The 13,581-nt window shown below is 63.7% G+C and carries 15 protein-coding genes; 4 read left to right on the top strand and 11 right to left on the bottom strand.

Annotated features, from left to right (window positions below; all coding sequences use genetic code 11):
• Together xseA and EN749_RS17940 are read right to left on the bottom strand one after the other, a co-directional pair.
• Positions 1 to 1,498 (bottom strand): exodeoxyribonuclease VII large subunit (gene xseA / locus EN749_RS17945; protein ID WP_128363628.1); only part of this gene is annotated, 1,498 nt, incomplete at its 3' end.
• Positions 1,499 to 1,581: 83 nt separating this feature from the next.
• Positions 1,582 to 2,538, bottom strand: coding sequence for a LysR substrate-binding domain-containing protein (locus tag EN749_RS17940; protein WP_027035580.1), 957 nt, complete (start codon positions 2,536 to 2,538; stop codon positions 1,582 to 1,584).
• A gap of 177 nt (positions 2,539 to 2,715) precedes the next feature.
• Between EN749_RS17940 and EN749_RS17935 the strand changes: the two genes are divergently transcribed.
• Complete coding sequence (locus tag EN749_RS17935) at positions 2,716 to 3,006, top strand: DUF1127 domain-containing protein (protein ID WP_128363627.1); 291 nt, start codon at positions 2,716 to 2,718, stop codon at positions 3,004 to 3,006.
• A gap of 148 nt (positions 3,007 to 3,154) precedes the next feature.
• Here the strand turns inward: EN749_RS17935 and EN749_RS17930 are convergent, their stop codons facing one another.
• The 6 genes from EN749_RS17930 to EN749_RS17905 all read right to left on the bottom strand — a co-directional run bounded on the left by EN749_RS17930 (position 3,155) and on the right by EN749_RS17905 (position 7,705).
• Positions 3,155 to 3,376: a type II toxin-antitoxin system HicB family antitoxin gene (locus EN749_RS17930; protein ID WP_050589468.1), complete on the bottom strand. Its 222-nt coding sequence runs from the start codon at positions 3,374 to 3,376 to the stop codon at positions 3,155 to 3,157.
• Positions 3,363 to 3,614 (bottom strand): type II toxin-antitoxin system HicA family toxin, encoded by a 252-nt coding sequence (locus EN749_RS17925; RefSeq protein WP_127382519.1) that lies wholly within the window; start codon positions 3,612 to 3,614, stop codon positions 3,363 to 3,365. Before EN749_RS17925 ends, EN749_RS17930 begins: the two co-directional genes overlap by 14 nt.
• Before the next feature lie 9 nt (positions 3,615 to 3,623).
• Positions 3,624 to 4,673, bottom strand: coding sequence for a DUF937 domain-containing protein (locus tag EN749_RS17920; RefSeq protein WP_128363626.1), 1,050 nt, complete (start codon positions 4,671 to 4,673; stop codon positions 3,624 to 3,626).
• A gap of 100 nt (positions 4,674 to 4,773) precedes the next feature.
• Positions 4,774 to 6,147 carry a glutamate--cysteine ligase gene (locus EN749_RS17915; RefSeq protein WP_128363625.1) on the bottom strand — a complete coding sequence of 458 codons (1,374 nt, stop codon included), beginning with the start codon at positions 6,145 to 6,147 and terminating at the stop codon, positions 4,774 to 4,776.
• Positions 6,148 to 6,291: 144 nt separating this feature from the next.
• Positions 6,292 to 7,026: a 16S rRNA (uracil(1498)-N(3))-methyltransferase gene (locus EN749_RS17910; protein ID WP_127382521.1), complete on the bottom strand. Its 735-nt coding sequence runs from the start codon at positions 7,024 to 7,026 to the stop codon at positions 6,292 to 6,294.
• Between the two features lie 31 nt (positions 7,027 to 7,057).
• Positions 7,058 to 7,705, bottom strand: a complete 648-nt coding sequence (locus EN749_RS17905) for a hypothetical protein (protein WP_128363624.1) — start codon at positions 7,703 to 7,705, stop codon at positions 7,058 to 7,060.
• A gap of 88 nt (positions 7,706 to 7,793) precedes the next feature.
• Here EN749_RS17905 and EN749_RS17900 point away from each other — a divergent pair, with 88 nt between their 5' ends.
• Both EN749_RS17900 and EN749_RS39455 read left to right on the top strand, forming a co-directional pair.
• Positions 7,794 to 8,492: a type 1 glutamine amidotransferase gene (locus tag EN749_RS17900; protein WP_127807766.1), complete on the top strand. Its 699-nt coding sequence runs from the start codon at positions 7,794 to 7,796 to the stop codon at positions 8,490 to 8,492.
• Between the two features lie 292 nt (positions 8,493 to 8,784).
• Positions 8,785 to 8,916, top strand: a complete 132-nt coding sequence (locus EN749_RS39455; RefSeq protein ID WP_013893872.1) for a hypothetical protein — start codon at positions 8,785 to 8,787, stop codon at positions 8,914 to 8,916.
• 39 nt (positions 8,917 to 8,955) lie between these two features.
• Here EN749_RS39455 and EN749_RS17890 read toward each other — a convergent pair whose 3' ends face one another.
• Genes EN749_RS17890 through EN749_RS17880 form a run of 3 tightly spaced genes read right to left on the bottom strand, consistent with a single transcriptional unit; the run spans position 8,956 to position 11,724 of the window.
• Entirely contained in the window at positions 8,956 to 9,729 is a 774-nt protein-coding gene (locus EN749_RS17890; RefSeq protein ID WP_127807765.1) for a metallophosphoesterase, read from the bottom strand.
• A gap of 35 nt (positions 9,730 to 9,764) precedes the next feature.
• Positions 9,765 to 10,901 carry an alpha-hydroxy acid oxidase gene (locus EN749_RS17885; RefSeq protein ID WP_127397228.1) on the bottom strand — a complete coding sequence of 379 codons (1,137 nt, stop codon included), beginning with the start codon at positions 10,899 to 10,901 and terminating at the stop codon, positions 9,765 to 9,767.
• Between the two features lie 19 nt (positions 10,902 to 10,920).
• Positions 10,921 to 11,724: an FCD domain-containing protein gene (locus EN749_RS17880; protein ID WP_127397229.1), complete on the bottom strand. Its 804-nt coding sequence runs from the start codon at positions 11,722 to 11,724 to the stop codon at positions 10,921 to 10,923.
• Between the two features lie 202 nt (positions 11,725 to 11,926).
• On the opposite strand from EN749_RS17880, the gene EN749_RS17875 reads away from it, so the two are divergent.
• On the top strand, positions 11,927 to 13,249 hold the full coding sequence (locus EN749_RS17875) for a DUF3422 family protein (protein ID WP_128289704.1): 1,323 nt from the start codon (positions 11,927 to 11,929) through the stop codon (positions 13,247 to 13,249).
• Positions 13,250 to 13,581: the final 332 nt, after the last annotated feature.

Genomic DNA, 13,581 nt, shown 5'->3' with positions numbered 1-13,581 from the left:
CCACCGCCACCTCGGCAGCCTGCTTGATCACCACGCCATCCGCATCCCTCACCAGCGCAAAGCCGCGCGCCAGGACGGCCTTGTGCGACAGCGACGCCATCAACCTGTCGGCCTGGACGACACGGCCGCGCAGGCGCTCCAGCCTGAGCACCACTGCTTGCGTGCCGCGTCTTGTCAAAGCTGTCAGCAAATCCCTCTGTACGCGTTGCCGCCGTGCCGTCGGCTCGATCGTGATGCGGCCTTGCAGCAGAGCCAGTTGCTGCTTGTGCCGCTGCAGCGATGCCCTGGCACATTTTGGCAATTGATCCGCCGCTCGGTTAAGCTCCGCACGCCGGGCTCTTGCCAACGCGCGTAGCGCGCCTTGTGCTCGCATAAGATTGCGCTCGTTGGTTCGCCGCGCCTCGGCAATGCGCTGTGACAGCATTGCCGGTGTCAGCTTTACGGCAAAAAACCTTGCACGCTTGCGTTCGGTGGAGACCAACAGGCCCCGGCCGAGCCTGGACGTCGCCTCATCGAGGCGTCGCCGCGGCAGCGCCAGCAATTGATCGGGCGAGGGCAGAGCCCGGGCGGCGGCACGGGCGGCCTGCCGCTTGCGTTCGAAATTGCGCAGGACCGCCGCTTTCAGCCGCGCACCGAGACTGGCAAGCGTTGCTTCGAGGTCGGCCTTCACCGGCACGGCGATTTCGGCCGCACCTGTCGGCGTTGGCGCCCGCACATCCGCCACGAGATCGATCAGCGTCCAGTCCGTTTCGTGGCCGACAGCCGAGATCACCGGAATGCCGGAGGCAGCGACGGCGCGGGCGAGCGCCTCGTCGTTGAACCCCCAGAGGTCTTCGAGGCTGCCGCCGCCACGCGCCACGATCAGCAGATCGGGGCGCTGGATGGCGCCGTCCCATGCCAGCGCGTTGAAGCCGTTGACCGCGGCGGCCACCTCCGCGCCTGACGTCTCGCCCTGAACACGCACCGGCCAGACCAGGATGTGCAGCGGAAAGCGGTCCTTGATGCGGTGGATGATGTCGCGGATGACGGATCCCGTCGGCGAGGTGACGACGCCGATGACGCGCGGCATGAAGGGCAGCAACCGCTTGCGGCCGGTATCGAACAGCCCCTCGGCCTGCAGCCGCCGCTTGCGCTCCTCCAGCAGCGCCATCAGGGCGCCGGCGCCGGCAGGCTCCAGATTGTCGATGACGATCTGGTAGTTGGACTTGCCGGGATAGGTGGTGAGCTTGCCGGTGGCGATCACCTCCATGCCCTCTTCGGGACGGAATTTCAGCCGGCTCATCGTGCCTTTCCAGACCACGGCGTCGAGACGGGCACGGTCGTCCTTCAACGCGAAATAAGCATGACCGGACGAATGCGGTCCTCGGTAGCCTGATATTTCGCCACGCACCCGCACATTGCCGAAAACGTCCTCGACCGTGCGCTTCAGCGCGCCGGAAATCTCGCTCACCGTGTATTCGGCGGCGTTGGTGCGTGATTCGGATGCTGCTTCGCTCATCGGTCGATTGGGGAACGGTTGGGCGCCCGCGTCAAGGCGGTTGCGTCGGGCCAGCCGTTCATAACCCGCATACCTGACCCTGCCTACCAGCCGGGCAGAATCTGGTTCGGCTTGGTTCGCCGCAGCTTGGTGAAGGCGAGTGCCGCGAAATCGAATGTCCCGGGATCTTCACCGACCGGCACGGAGATGTTGTCCAGGCTTTCCGAAATATGGCGGGCGAGCGCATCGACGATCTCCGGCCGCGACGTCTGGCCGCGCATGATGCCGATGCGGCAATCGGGCAGGGCGCCGAAGCCGTCGGCTTCGCTCAGCACCCGCATGCCGGGCCGCAGCGCGCATTCCGGCAGCACCGAGATCGCGAGGCCCGAAAGCACCGCGGCTGTGATGACGGTGGCAGAGAAACTGGTGAACAGGATGCGATAGTCGCGATTCTGCTGGTCGAGCACATCGACGGCGGCGCGCCGCCAGATGCAGTTCGGCCGGCCGAAGGCCATCGGCAGCGTTTCCTGCTCATGCGTCGCATGGTTGGCCGAGGTGACCCACAGCAGCGGTTCGCGCCGCACCACCTCCGACTGGCCGCGTACGTCGTTGTGAGTCACCAGAGCGAGGTCGAGATTGCCGCGCTTGATATGCTCGACCAGCCCCGGTGTCGGCTCGCAGATGACGGTCAGTTCGACGCGCGGATTGGAGCGCGTGAACCGCGCCATGATCTCGGGCAGGAAACGGTCGGCATAGTCGTCGGGCGTGCCGATGCGGATCGTGCCTTCGAGCCGCCGGTCGTCGAAGGCAGCCAGCGTCTCACGGTTGAGATAGAGCAGCCGCCGCGCATAGGAAAGCAGCTTGTCGCCTTCCTCGGTCAGCCTGTTGGTGCGCCCGTCTTTTTCGAACAGCGGCTTGCCGAGCCGCTCCTCCAGCCGACGCATCTGCATCGAAACCGCCGACTGGGTCCGGTGCACCTCTTCGGCCGCCCTGGTGAAGCTGCCGGTGTCGGCAATCGAGATGAAGGTCTGCAACTGATCGAGATCGAGCGGCGATTTCATCGACATGATCCATCACTGGTGTTGATGGTAAAGATTAGAAACATTCGTTGGATTAATCAATCGGCCGATGGCAAATTGGCATTGTCCACATGAAGGCATGTGAATCGAAGCCGGAACGGCCGCTGTCGCCAGCGCCGATCGCCTGGTTTTGCCCGTTCGAGTCTGAAGGAGACCGACATGACCACGTTCGATTTCGCCACCGAGACCTCGCGCATCACCTCGCGTCCGGCCGTTGCGACGCGCGTGGCCAACACCGTCTCCAACGTCTACCGCGCTTGGAAAAACCGCCGCGCCTTCTACCGTCTTGGCGAGATGTCGGACGCCGAACTCGCCGATATCGGCCTGATGCGCGGCGACCTGCACGTCGCCATCGACGTGCCGTTTGGCCGCGACCCGACGGCGATGCTGCGCGAAATCGCCAGCGATCGCGTCGAGGCGATCGAGGACATCGCCCGCAAGGTGGCCTGATCTGATGCTTGTTGTTTAGGTTGCCGCGAACCTTTTCGGGGTTCGACGCGACTGACGAGTATGCAGGCTCCCACTCCCTGCCGGATCCCCCCCCCGGCCCGCCTGCACTCTGCCCGGTCCTCCCAGGACCGGGCTTTTCCTTTGGCTGTCAGGCGAATGCCAGCTTTCGCGATGGCCTTGGTATCGATCTGCCGAGCTCATGCGCGGCCTCTATCCAAGATGCTATGGCGTCTTGGACATTAGCGATGGCCTCTTCAGGAGTGTCGCCATCACTCACGCAACCTGGCAGATCAGGCACCAAAGCCGAAAAACCGCCTCCATCCTCTGCAGAAAGTGGCGCAATGACGACCGGATATTCAAGTCTGTCCATCATGTCTCTTTGCCTCGTCGATAAATGCCACGAGCTTTCGGATATATACGGGTTTGATCGGGCGTTTGAAAGGCACAGTCAAAATATCGGTCATTGCCGAATGATAGACCTTGTAGTGTGAACCGCCTGACCTTGGCGGCACGCATTGGACACCAGCTTCGTCACAAACCGCCTTCACATCGGCTATCGACCAGTCGCCGCGCGGATTGCGGCGCATCTGCTCCAGTCTCTTACCCACGTATGTCGCCTACCGTCGGTCCATATCCCGCTTGAACTGGTCGAAGATCGTCTCGACTCCCTTCTGGTAGTCGTCACGCTGCTGGGCGCCGGTCTCGAACATCTTGCCGAACAGGTCGTCGAACGGGTTTTTCGGCCTGCCGCTCGGATTGGCCTGTGGCTGCGGTGCCTGACGCTGCAGTGGGGGCGCTTGAGGCTGTTGCGGCGCCGGCTGTCCGCCAGGGATGCCGCCTAAGCCACCGCCACCTTGCCGCAGCATCTCCTCGAAGATTTTCCCCAGCGGATTGTCTCCGTAGGGGCTTTGTGTCTGCTGAGGCTGCGGCTGCGCCCGCCCTTGCGGCTGCGGCTGAGGCGCGCCACCGCCGAACATGTCCTGCAGCACCTTGCCGAGTGGATTGTCGCCGTAGGGATTGGGCTGCGGCTGCGGCTGGCTTTGCGGCTGTGGCTGAGGCGCACCGCCGCCGAACATGTCCTGCAACACCTTGCCGAGCGGGTTGTCCATCGGGTTCTGGGGTGGCGGCGCCTGGCGCGGCTGCGGCGCCGGGGCCTGCATGCCGCCGCCTTGCCGCATCATCTGCTCGATGATCTCGCCCAGCGGATTGTTGCCGCCGCCGCCAAAACCGCCGGCGGCCTGCATCTGATTTGTTGTCTGCTTGAACAACCCGCCCATGACCATCGAGGCGATGGCCGGCAGCATCTGCTGCAGGATCTGCTGATTGACGCCGCTGGCTTGCGCCGCCTGGCTGGCCACGGCGCGAGACAGGTCTTTCGAGCCGAACAGGTGCCCGAGAATGCCGTTGCCCTCATCGACGCCTTGCGGCGAGAAGGCCCGGGTTGCGTCCTCGAAATACTTGGCGTGCTGGCCGCTGGCCATCGCCGTCATGAAGGCGCCGAGCCCGTAAGGGTCGGCTGTGTTGCGCTGCAGCCCCTGCGAAAAGGCCGGCAGCAATGCGGCGACCGCGGCTTGCGTCTGCTGCATCGAAAGCCCGTATTGCTGGGCAAGGGCCTGCATGCCGTTGCCGTTCTGGGCCTGTGTCAGCATGTCGAACAAGGAAGGCATTGGTCTCTCCTCCGGAAATCCTCGCCGAAGAAGCCTAGTTTGTTTCCACTTCCGATTGAAGCGACTTTTGCCGGCCGGTCAGCTTTGCCAGATCCGAGGGTTAATAGGCGTATTCCATGAAAACCGGCTCGATCGAGCCGCCCCAGCGCGTGTGGTAGGCCGACAGCATCTCCTCGGCGCTGGTTGTGCCGCGCGCCACGACCTCGTCAAGCGTGTTGAGGAACGAGGTCTCGTCATAACCGTCGCGGTTCTTCTTGCCACGGTTCTTCAGGCCCATGCGGGAAATGACCATCACGTCTCGCGCGATCTCGCGCAGCGTGGTGTTGCGGAACGGTGCGGAAATGCCTTGTTCCGGCACGGCGTTGCGCATCGCCAGCGTTTCTTCATACGTCCAGCTCGACGTCAACGCCTCGGCGGCATCGAGTGCGGCTTCATCATAGAGCAGCCCGACCCAGAACGCAGGCAGCGCGCAGATGCGCCGCCATGGCCCGCCATCGGCGCCGCGCATCTCAAGGAAGCGCTTCAGCCGCACGTCCGGGAACAGCGTCGACAGATGGTTCGCCCAGTCGCCCATTGTCGGCAGCCCGTCCGGCACCTGATTGCGCGCGACACCGGCCATGAACTGACGGAAGGTGATGTGCGTCATGTCGTGATAGTGGCCGTCGCGGATGACGAAATACATCGGCACGTCGAGCGCCCATTCGACATAGTCGGCGAAACCGAAATCGGGCGAGAAGCAGAATTCGAGCAGGCCCGAGCGCTGGTTGTCGGTGTCGCGCCAGATATCGCCGCGCCAGCTCTGCAAGCCGTTCGGGTGGCTTTCGGTGAAAGGCGAATTGGCGAACAATGCCGTCGACAGCGGCTGCAGCTTCAACGACACCTGCATCTTGCGGCGCATGTCGGCTTCGCTCTCGAAGTCGAGATTCACCTGGATCGTGCAGGTGCGGTACATCATGTCGAGGCCCTTGGTGCCGACCTTGGGCATGTAGCGCGTCATGATCTCATAGCGCGATTTCGGCATTTTCGGCGTCTCGGCCAGCGACCATTTCGGGCTGCCGCCGAGGCCGAGGAAACGGATGCCCATCGGCTCGGCGATCTCGCGCACCTGCGCCAGATGGGCGTTGCCCTCGCGGCAGGTCTGGTGGATCGTTTCCAGCGGTGCGCCGGAAAGCTCGAACTGGCCGCCGGGTTCCAGCGAAATCGCACCCTGACCGGTCGGCTCGACCAGGCCGATGATGCGGCCGTCATCGACGATCGGATCCCAGCCGAGCTTTGACTGCATGCCTTCGAGAATGGCGCGGATGCCGCGCTCGCCGCCATAGGGGACCGGTGCATTGCCGTCGACATAGAAGGGGAATTTCTCGTGCTCGGTGCCGATGCGCCATTTGTCGCGCGGCTTGTTGCCTTCGGCCAGATGCTCGACGAGTTCGTCGACACCTTCGATCGGGCGGAAATCGGTCGTATCGCGCGCCATGATGGTACCCTCAGAGGCGGCCGGATGACCGCCGGCGGTAAATGGACGAAATGTCAGCAGACGATCAAGCGAAAAATCCTGAGCCACAGGTCAACAGGAATTGAACGTTGCTGGAACTCTGCATCCCTTGCAAGGGATGACGTCTCACCAGTCTCCGACAGTTGCCTGCATCACCGCGAGCGCGGCCACCGCCGCGGTGTCGGCGCGCAGGATACGCGGGCCGAGCGGAATGGCGGTGACGAAGGGCAGGGCGCGCAGCATCTTGCGCTCGTCGTCGGAAAAACCGCCCTCCGGCCCGACCAGCAGCCCAAGCTTCTTTTCCTTGACCGCCTGCAGCGCGGCCAGCGGATTGTTGGTCGAAGCATCCTCATCGCAGAAGATCAGCCGTCGCTCTGTGTCCCAACCGGTCAGCAGGCGGTCGAATTTTTCGGCTTCGCGCACCTGAGGCACCGCCAGGATGCCGCATTGTTCGGCGGCTTCGACGACATTGGCGCGCAGGCGATCGATCGACGGCTTGGCCACTTGCGTGTGCTGGGTGATGACCGGCTGCAGGATGCCGGCGCCCATCTCGACCGCCTTCTGCACGAGATAGTCGAGCCGGCCCTGCTTCAGTGGCGCAAAGCAGTAGACGAGATCAGGCAGCGGCGGCTGCGGCCGCTGCAGCGCTGACACCTTCAGCCGCACCGCCCTTTTCGTCTTCGCTGATATGGCCGCTGACCACTCCCCGTCGCGGCCATTGAACACCAGGATTTCGGCGCCTTCGCCAAGCCGCAGCACATGCAGGAGATAGTGGCTCTGCTGTTGGCCAGCGTCGAACTCGACATCCGGCGCGAGATCGTCGGGCACGAACAGACGTTGCATCTTGTAATTGGCGCGCATCGCCGAGGAATGAGCGAGCCGGCCGCCGGCGTCAAGCCTCGGCGGTAGGATGCCACACCGGCCGAAAGCCATGCCGCAGCACGGCGAGCGTCGTGGCCGGCGTCAGCAGCGACAGCGTCCTGCCTTTGAGCAGGCCGAAATCTGCGGGTGGGCCATATCCCGCAAACGACCAGCGCAGCGTCTTGCCCCTACGCAGGGCATAAACAGTGCGACCATCCGCAACCATGGCGCCGTCCGGCAGGCCGGCAAGGTCTTCAACAGCAATCCCTGGCGGCCTGCCGCCCGAGGCCAGCCGCTCCTTGTGCAGCCGCTTGTCGACCATCGGCGCGCGCGGTTCGGCAATGCCGAACCCGTCGCCGAAGCGGCCGACGAAATCCCTGGCCCGTTCGCGCTGGCAAAAGAAGCAGGGGCGATGCCCGGCCGCCAATGCCGTCACCTCGTCGAGGAAGAACAGTTCTGTCCAGCCCGCTTTGCCGCCCTTCCGGTTGCGGCCCATCGGTTCGCGCCGCACATCGCGGAATTGGCGGACGCAGATGATCCAGGCCGGAAGCGCCCAGCGCTTCTTCTTGAGCGTCTTGGTCTCGGGATCGTGGATGATGCCGCGATTGCCGGTGAACAGGCCGCGATCAGGCACGGCGTGGATGGTACCGAACGGATCGACCCGGTTCTGCAGTGGCATAGTTTTCTCTCCGGACACGCATCTTGGCTGCAATGCGAGCGGCATGATATCGCTCCTCGCATCTTTTTCATGTCAGCAGGGTTTTGTGATGCGGGTGCTGGTGGTGCAGAACTACGACAATACCGGCCTCGGCCAGGTCGGCGCAGCACTTGCGGAAGCGGGTGCCGATCTCGACCTGCGTCTCCCTTACAGGGGCGATCCCCTGCCGGATGACGCGGCCGGGCATGATGCCATGATCGTGCTCGGCGGCGGCCAGAACGCGCTGGCCGACGATGAGTACCCCTATTTCCCGGCACTGCTCGAACTGACCCGCGACTTTGCCGACAAGGATCGCGCCGTGCTCGGCATCTGCCTGGGCAGCCAACTCGTCGCCCGTGCCTTCGGCGGCGAAAACCGCATCGGCGGCGCCAATGAGTTCGGCTGGCACGGCGTATCGCTGACGGCGGACGCCAAGGGCGATCCGGTGCTGGGCGCGCTGCCGGAGAAATTCCCGATCTTCCAGTGGCATGACGACACCTTCGTGCTGCCCGAGGCCGCCGTGCGGCTTGCCGGCAACGATGTCGCCGAGAACCAGGCATTTCGCGTCGGACGCGCCGTCTACGGTTTCCAGTTCCATTTCGAGGCCGACCGGCCGATGGTCGAGGACTGGAGCACGTCCTTTGCCCCGACCATCGCCGCTCGCCATCCCGACTGGGCCGGCAAGCTCGATGGCGAAATGGCCCGCAACGGGCCCGATGCGGATGCCGCTGGCCTCGCCATTGCCCGTGCCTGGGTAGCGACCATCTGAGTGTTGGCCTCTCCGTACCCTCCAGCGTGACATAATTGGCACGCAGCGGTGAAACCGCCTGGGGAAAACCGTTTCATTCTTGGCTTGTGTCCGCCCGCCATCCTAGAAGGCGCGCGCTCTGCATCTTCTGTGCAACGGCTATGAACCTTTGTGTGACCCGCGCGACACACCGTTGATACAGAACATGCCTAGAAGCGCAAAATCGTCGAAACTTTGAAGCGAATTCTCCGTTTCAACGCATTGGTAACCGCCTGGTGCACAGATGCAGAAAGCTCAACAAGAGATGACCTCCGTGAAAGCAGCGCTTCTGTCCTTTGCCATGTTGTCCGCCATCGTGCTGTGCGGTCTCGGCATCTATGCCGCCGACGCAGCCAACAACCACAACGCCGTCGACGGTTACGGCGTCACCGCCTCGCTGCGCTAAAGGCGGAAAGCGCCTTTCGCGTCCTCCGACGCGCGACGCTCAAGCTTCCTTGATCGTCATTGTCAGGATGCGTTTGTCCGCGCCGTCGACAACGAGCGCGCTCAGCATGCCTGATTGCCAGGCAAGCGTGTCGACATTGACGCGGTTGGCCATCACTTCCGCCTCCGGCACCGGCGTGTGGCCGTGCACCACGATCTTCGGATAGAGGTCGGGGTGGTTGTGGAAGACGTCGCGGATCCAGATCAGGTCCTGCGGGCTTTGCTTCTCCAGAGGATTGCCCGGCCTGATGCCGGCATGACAGAAGAAGAAGTCCCCGAAAGTCGCGGAGAACGGCAGCGATCGCAGGAAGTCGATGTGGCTTTGCGGCACGGCCTCGACCAGGGCCTGATGTCCTTTGCGCACGGCCGATTCGGCCTTGCCGAACCACACGCTTGTGCCTTCACTGATCGCCACGCCGTAAGACTGTGCCGTCTGGATGCCGCCGAACCGGATGAAAAGCCCTTCCGGGTCAGGGGTCTTGAGAAAGTCGAGAAAACCGATGTCGTGGTTGCCGGCCAGCATCAGGTGACGAGGGTCGCGCTCTTCCGCTTCGATCAGGAAATCGATGACGCCCTTCGAGTCCGGCCCGCGGTCGACATAGTCGCCAAGATGGATGACGCGCCAGTCGGCAGGCGCCTCCTGCTCGATCTCGGTCCTGATGCGCCGATGCATGGCGGCCAGCAGGTCGAGCCGGCCGTGGACATCGCCGATCGCGTAAAGACGCACACCTTCCGGCCCATGCGCGTCGAGAAAATGGATGCCGGGTTCTGCCAATTTTTCGGTGTCTCCGTGGTCGTGCGGTCACGGGCTTAGCGCCGGAGCTGGTCCTTGCCCATGTCGGTGACAAGACGCTTTCCGCACAGGGCCAGCGTGATGTCCATCTCCTTGCGGATGATTTCCAACGCCTTGGTAACCCCTTCCTTGCCAAGCGCACCCAGGCCGTAAAGAAATGGCCGGCCGATATAGGTTCCCTTGGCACCTAGGCAAAGCGCCTTCAGGACATCCTGGCCGGAGCGGATGCCGCCATCCATATGCACTTCGATCGTGTCACCGACCGCGTCGGCAATCTCTTCCAGAACGCCGATCGACGACGACGCACCATCGAGCTGGCGCCCGCCATGGTTGGAAACGATGATCGCGTCGGCGCCGGTCTTGGCCGCCATCAGCGCGTCCTCCTTGTCGAGAATGCCCTTGAGGATCAGCTTGCCGCCCCAGCGCTCCTTGATCCAGGCGACGTCCTTCCACGACAGATGCGGGTCGAACTGCTCCGTCGTCCACGATGCCAGCGAGGCCATGTTGCCGACGCCCTTGGCGTGGCCGACAATGTTGCGGAAGGTCCGCCGCTTCGTGCCGGCCATGGCGGCGCACCAGCGCGGGCGGATGGCCATGTCGACGATGTTCGTCAGCGTCAGCTTGGGTGGCGCCGAAAGCCCGTTGCGGATGTCCTTGTGGCGCTGACCGAGAATCTGCAGGTCGAGCGTCAGCACGAGCGCCGAGCATTTCGCCGCCTTTGCCCTATCGATCAGGTTGAGCACGAACTCCTTGTCACGCAGCACATAGAGCTGAAACCAGAACGGCTTCGTGGTTACCGAGGCGACATCCTCGATGGAGCAGATGCTCATCGTCGACAAGGTGAACGGCACGCCGAATTCCTCCGCCGCCTGAGCCGCCACCATCTCGCCATTGGCGTGCTGCATGCCGGTCATGCCGGTTGGCGCCAATGCCACCGGCATCGACACTTTTTCGCCGATCATCGTCGATGCCAGCGAACGGTTGTCCATGTCGACGAGCACGCGCTGGCGGAACTTGATCTTCTGAAAGTCCTCTTCGTTGGCCCGATACGTGCTTTCGGTCCACGAACCGGAATCGGCATAGTCGAAGAACATCTTCGGCACGCGCCGGCGGGCGAGGTCCTTGAGGTCGGCGATGGTCAGGATCTGGCTCATGGGCTTCCCGTTTCGATAGCTAGGAGCGTTTGCGTGCAGGTTCGGTATCGGTGGCTTCGACCCGCTGCTTCAGCCTCAGTCGCGAAACGCGCTGCCAGTCGCCGCTGCGCTCGGCTTCCGCCATCGACCGTTCGACATAGGTGATGTGGTCCATCGCCGCTTGCCGGGCAGCATCCGGATCGCCGGCCTTCACCGCCGCATGGATCGCGCGGTGCTGCGCCAGCAGGGCGTCGCGCGCGCCGGGCACGCTGAACACCAGCAGCCGGTTCTGGAACACGCCCTCCGACAACAGCCGGTAACAGGAACGCAACGTGTGCAAAAGGATGATGTTGTGCGCGCATTCGCAGATCGCGTGGTGGAACTCGACATCGATCTCGGCCTCGTCGTCGAAGTCGCCGGTCCGGTGCGCATCGTCCATACGTGCCATGATCTTGTCGAGCAGCGCCATGTCGTCCGCAGTGGCGCGCCGTGCCGCGTATTCAGCCGCGACCCCTTCGATCTCGCGGCGATATTCCAGATAATCGGTCACTGCCTTGCGGTGCATCGAGATCAGGTCCGTCACCGGTTTGGTGAAGAGCTGGCCGATGACATCGGCGACATGCGTGCCGCCGCCGGGCCTTGTCGTCAAAAGGCCGCGTCCTTCCAGTGACTTCAGCGCATCACGCAGGATCGGCCGGGATACGTCGAACTGGCGTGCAAGCTCGCGCTCGCCCGGCAGCCGGTCGCCGGTGCGCAGCACGCCTTCGAGGATGAGGCTCTCGATTTGCTGCACCACCTCGTCGGCGGTGCGCGAATGCTCGATCCTGGAAAAAATGTCGCTCAACAGAATGCCTGGAAGGTGAACCGGTGTCGCAGAATAGAGCCTGCCTCGCCAACTGGTCAAATTATTTATCCAATTGACAAAAGCGGGCCGATTTTCCGCCCGATGCCATCATCTTCGGCTACCTTTGCCGTTTGCGTCATCAGGCCATTGGCACTAGAGGGACGCGGGTGCAAGAGGTTCAAGGAAACTCAGGGAACAAGCCGTGTCAGACGACCCGTCCGATCTCGAATTCCAGCCGCGCGCCAAGGGCAGCGTCATGGGCTTTCCCGCGCATGAGGGCCGGCCCGGCGCACTCGGCGAGGTTCATGCCCGGCCGCACCCGCTGATCGAAAAGCCACGCGTCCTGATGCAACTCGCCTTCATGACGGAGGGTGGCTCGGGCGTCGACCACGCGGTGCTTTCCGAATTGTCGCGGCGCCTCGGCATCGCCGCGCCCGACCGCCAGGCCCGCCATCATGCCATGAAATGGGGCAAGGGCTCGCTGCGCTGGGAGCGTCACACCGAGTTCTCGACCTATTTGTGGGAAGGGCCGCTTTCCGAAAGCGGCAGGACGCAGGAGGACTCCCCCTTCGGCAACGGGTTTTCGCCGCCAGGAACCTGCATCTCCGGCATCAGGCTCGAAATCCGCAAATGGACGCAAGCGAGCGAGCAGCTGATAGCCGGTTTCGATCCGACCAGCTTGTGCTACTCGCTGGTCGAGCGCGGAAACGCGGCCATCATCACCGATTTTCGCCAGGACGGCGATGGTCTGACGCGCATGCTGCTGCTCGATCGCGGCTTGACCCCGGCGCGTACCGGCGCGTTGTCGCAGCGGCTTATCGACATCGAGACCTATCGGACGCTGGCCATGCTCGGCCTGCCGCTGGCGCTGACCTTGTCCGGCCGCGCCCGCCGCATCGAAGACCGGCTGGCGCAGACCACGTTGGAGATGAAGGTCACCGGGACTCGCGACAGCCAGACCTTGCTGGCCGATCTGACCGAACTTGCGGCGGAGCTGGAGGCGGACGCGGCATCGAGCCTTTACCGTTTCGGCGCCAGCCGCGCCTATAACGGCATCGTTGGCGAACGGCTGGAGGCGCTCGAGGAAGAGGCTGTGCCCGGCTATGACACATGGCGCGGGTTCCTGCAGCGCCGGGTGGCGCCCGCAATGCGCACCTGCCGCTCGGTCGAGGAGCGGCAGGAAAATCTGTCGCGAAAACTGACCCGCGCCACGACGCTGCTGCGCACCTGGGTCGATGTCGAGGTCGAGAAGCAGAACCGCGACCTGCTTGCCTCGATGAACAACCGCGCCCGCCTGCAACTGCGCCTGCAGCAGACCGTCGAGGGGCTCTCGGTCGCCGCCGTCTCCTATTATGTGGTCGGCCTTGTCGGCTATGTCGCCAAGGGTGCCTCGATCTTCGGCCATGCCTTCGCACCGGAGATCATTACCGCGGCTTCGGTGCCTGTCGCCATCCTGCTGGTCTGGTGGGGCGTACGCCGCGTGCGCCGGATGCACTCCGAGCCCGGCAAGCCGCCCGGCGAATAGATCTGCTCACCCTCCCCCTTGTGGGGAGGGTCGGCTCATGATGCAGCGAAGCGAAGATCGTGAGACGGGGTGGGGGTCCTCGTAGAGCGCCGCGCGGGGGAGGGTGAGACAGCGGCAGATTGCCGCTGCGGAAGCTTGCCCCAGCCTTGATGCCGGATTCCCAACCATCACAGGATTTGCACCCAGCGCGCTTCACTGGTAAAAGATTTTGACCAGTCAAGCGAAATGAGGCTACCGATGTCCGGCTTGGCCATGCCGAAACCAGACGACGCCACGATGCGCCGGCGCGACGAGATCGTCGCCGACTTGCGCATCATCGTGCCGGGTGAGGG

The sequence above is a fragment of the Mesorhizobium sp. M7A.F.Ca.ET.027.02.1.1 genome (genome assembly GCF_004022985.1).
Classification (GTDB): domain Bacteria; phylum Pseudomonadota; class Alphaproteobacteria; order Rhizobiales; family Rhizobiaceae; genus Mesorhizobium.
The sequence above is the reverse complement of the archived record's forward strand: the minus strand, read 5'-3'. Positions and strand labels throughout refer to the sequence as shown.

Excerpts from the sequence above, each read along its gene's own strand:
- EN749_RS17905 (WP_128363624.1), bottom strand. The coding sequence starts at position 7,705 with ATGCCACTGCAGAACCGGGTCGATCCGTTCGGTACCATCCACGCCGTG.
- EN749_RS17940 (WP_027035580.1), bottom strand. The coding sequence starts at position 2,538 with ATGAAATCGCCGCTCGATCTCGATCAGTTGCAGACCTTCATCTCGATT.
- EN749_RS17935 (WP_128363627.1), top strand. The coding sequence starts at position 2,716 with ATGACCACGTTCGATTTCGCCACCGAGACCTCGCGCATCACCTCGCGT.
- EN749_RS17930 (WP_050589468.1), bottom strand. The coding sequence starts at position 3,376 with ATGGACAGACTTGAATATCCGGTCGTCATTGCGCCACTTTCTGCAGAG.
- EN749_RS17915 (WP_128363625.1), bottom strand. The coding sequence starts at position 6,147 with ATGGCGCGCGATACGACCGATTTCCGCCCGATCGAAGGTGTCGACGAA.
- EN749_RS17920 (WP_128363626.1), bottom strand. The coding sequence starts at position 4,673 with ATGCCTTCCTTGTTCGACATGCTGACACAGGCCCAGAACGGCAACGGC.
- EN749_RS17900 (WP_127807766.1), top strand. The coding sequence starts at position 7,794 with ATGCGGGTGCTGGTGGTGCAGAACTACGACAATACCGGCCTCGGCCAG.
- EN749_RS17910 (WP_127382521.1), bottom strand. The coding sequence starts at position 7,026 with ATGCGCGCCAATTACAAGATGCAACGTCTGTTCGTGCCCGACGATCTC.
- EN749_RS17885 (WP_127397228.1), bottom strand. The coding sequence starts at position 10,901 with ATGAGCCAGATCCTGACCATCGCCGACCTCAAGGACCTCGCCCGCCGG.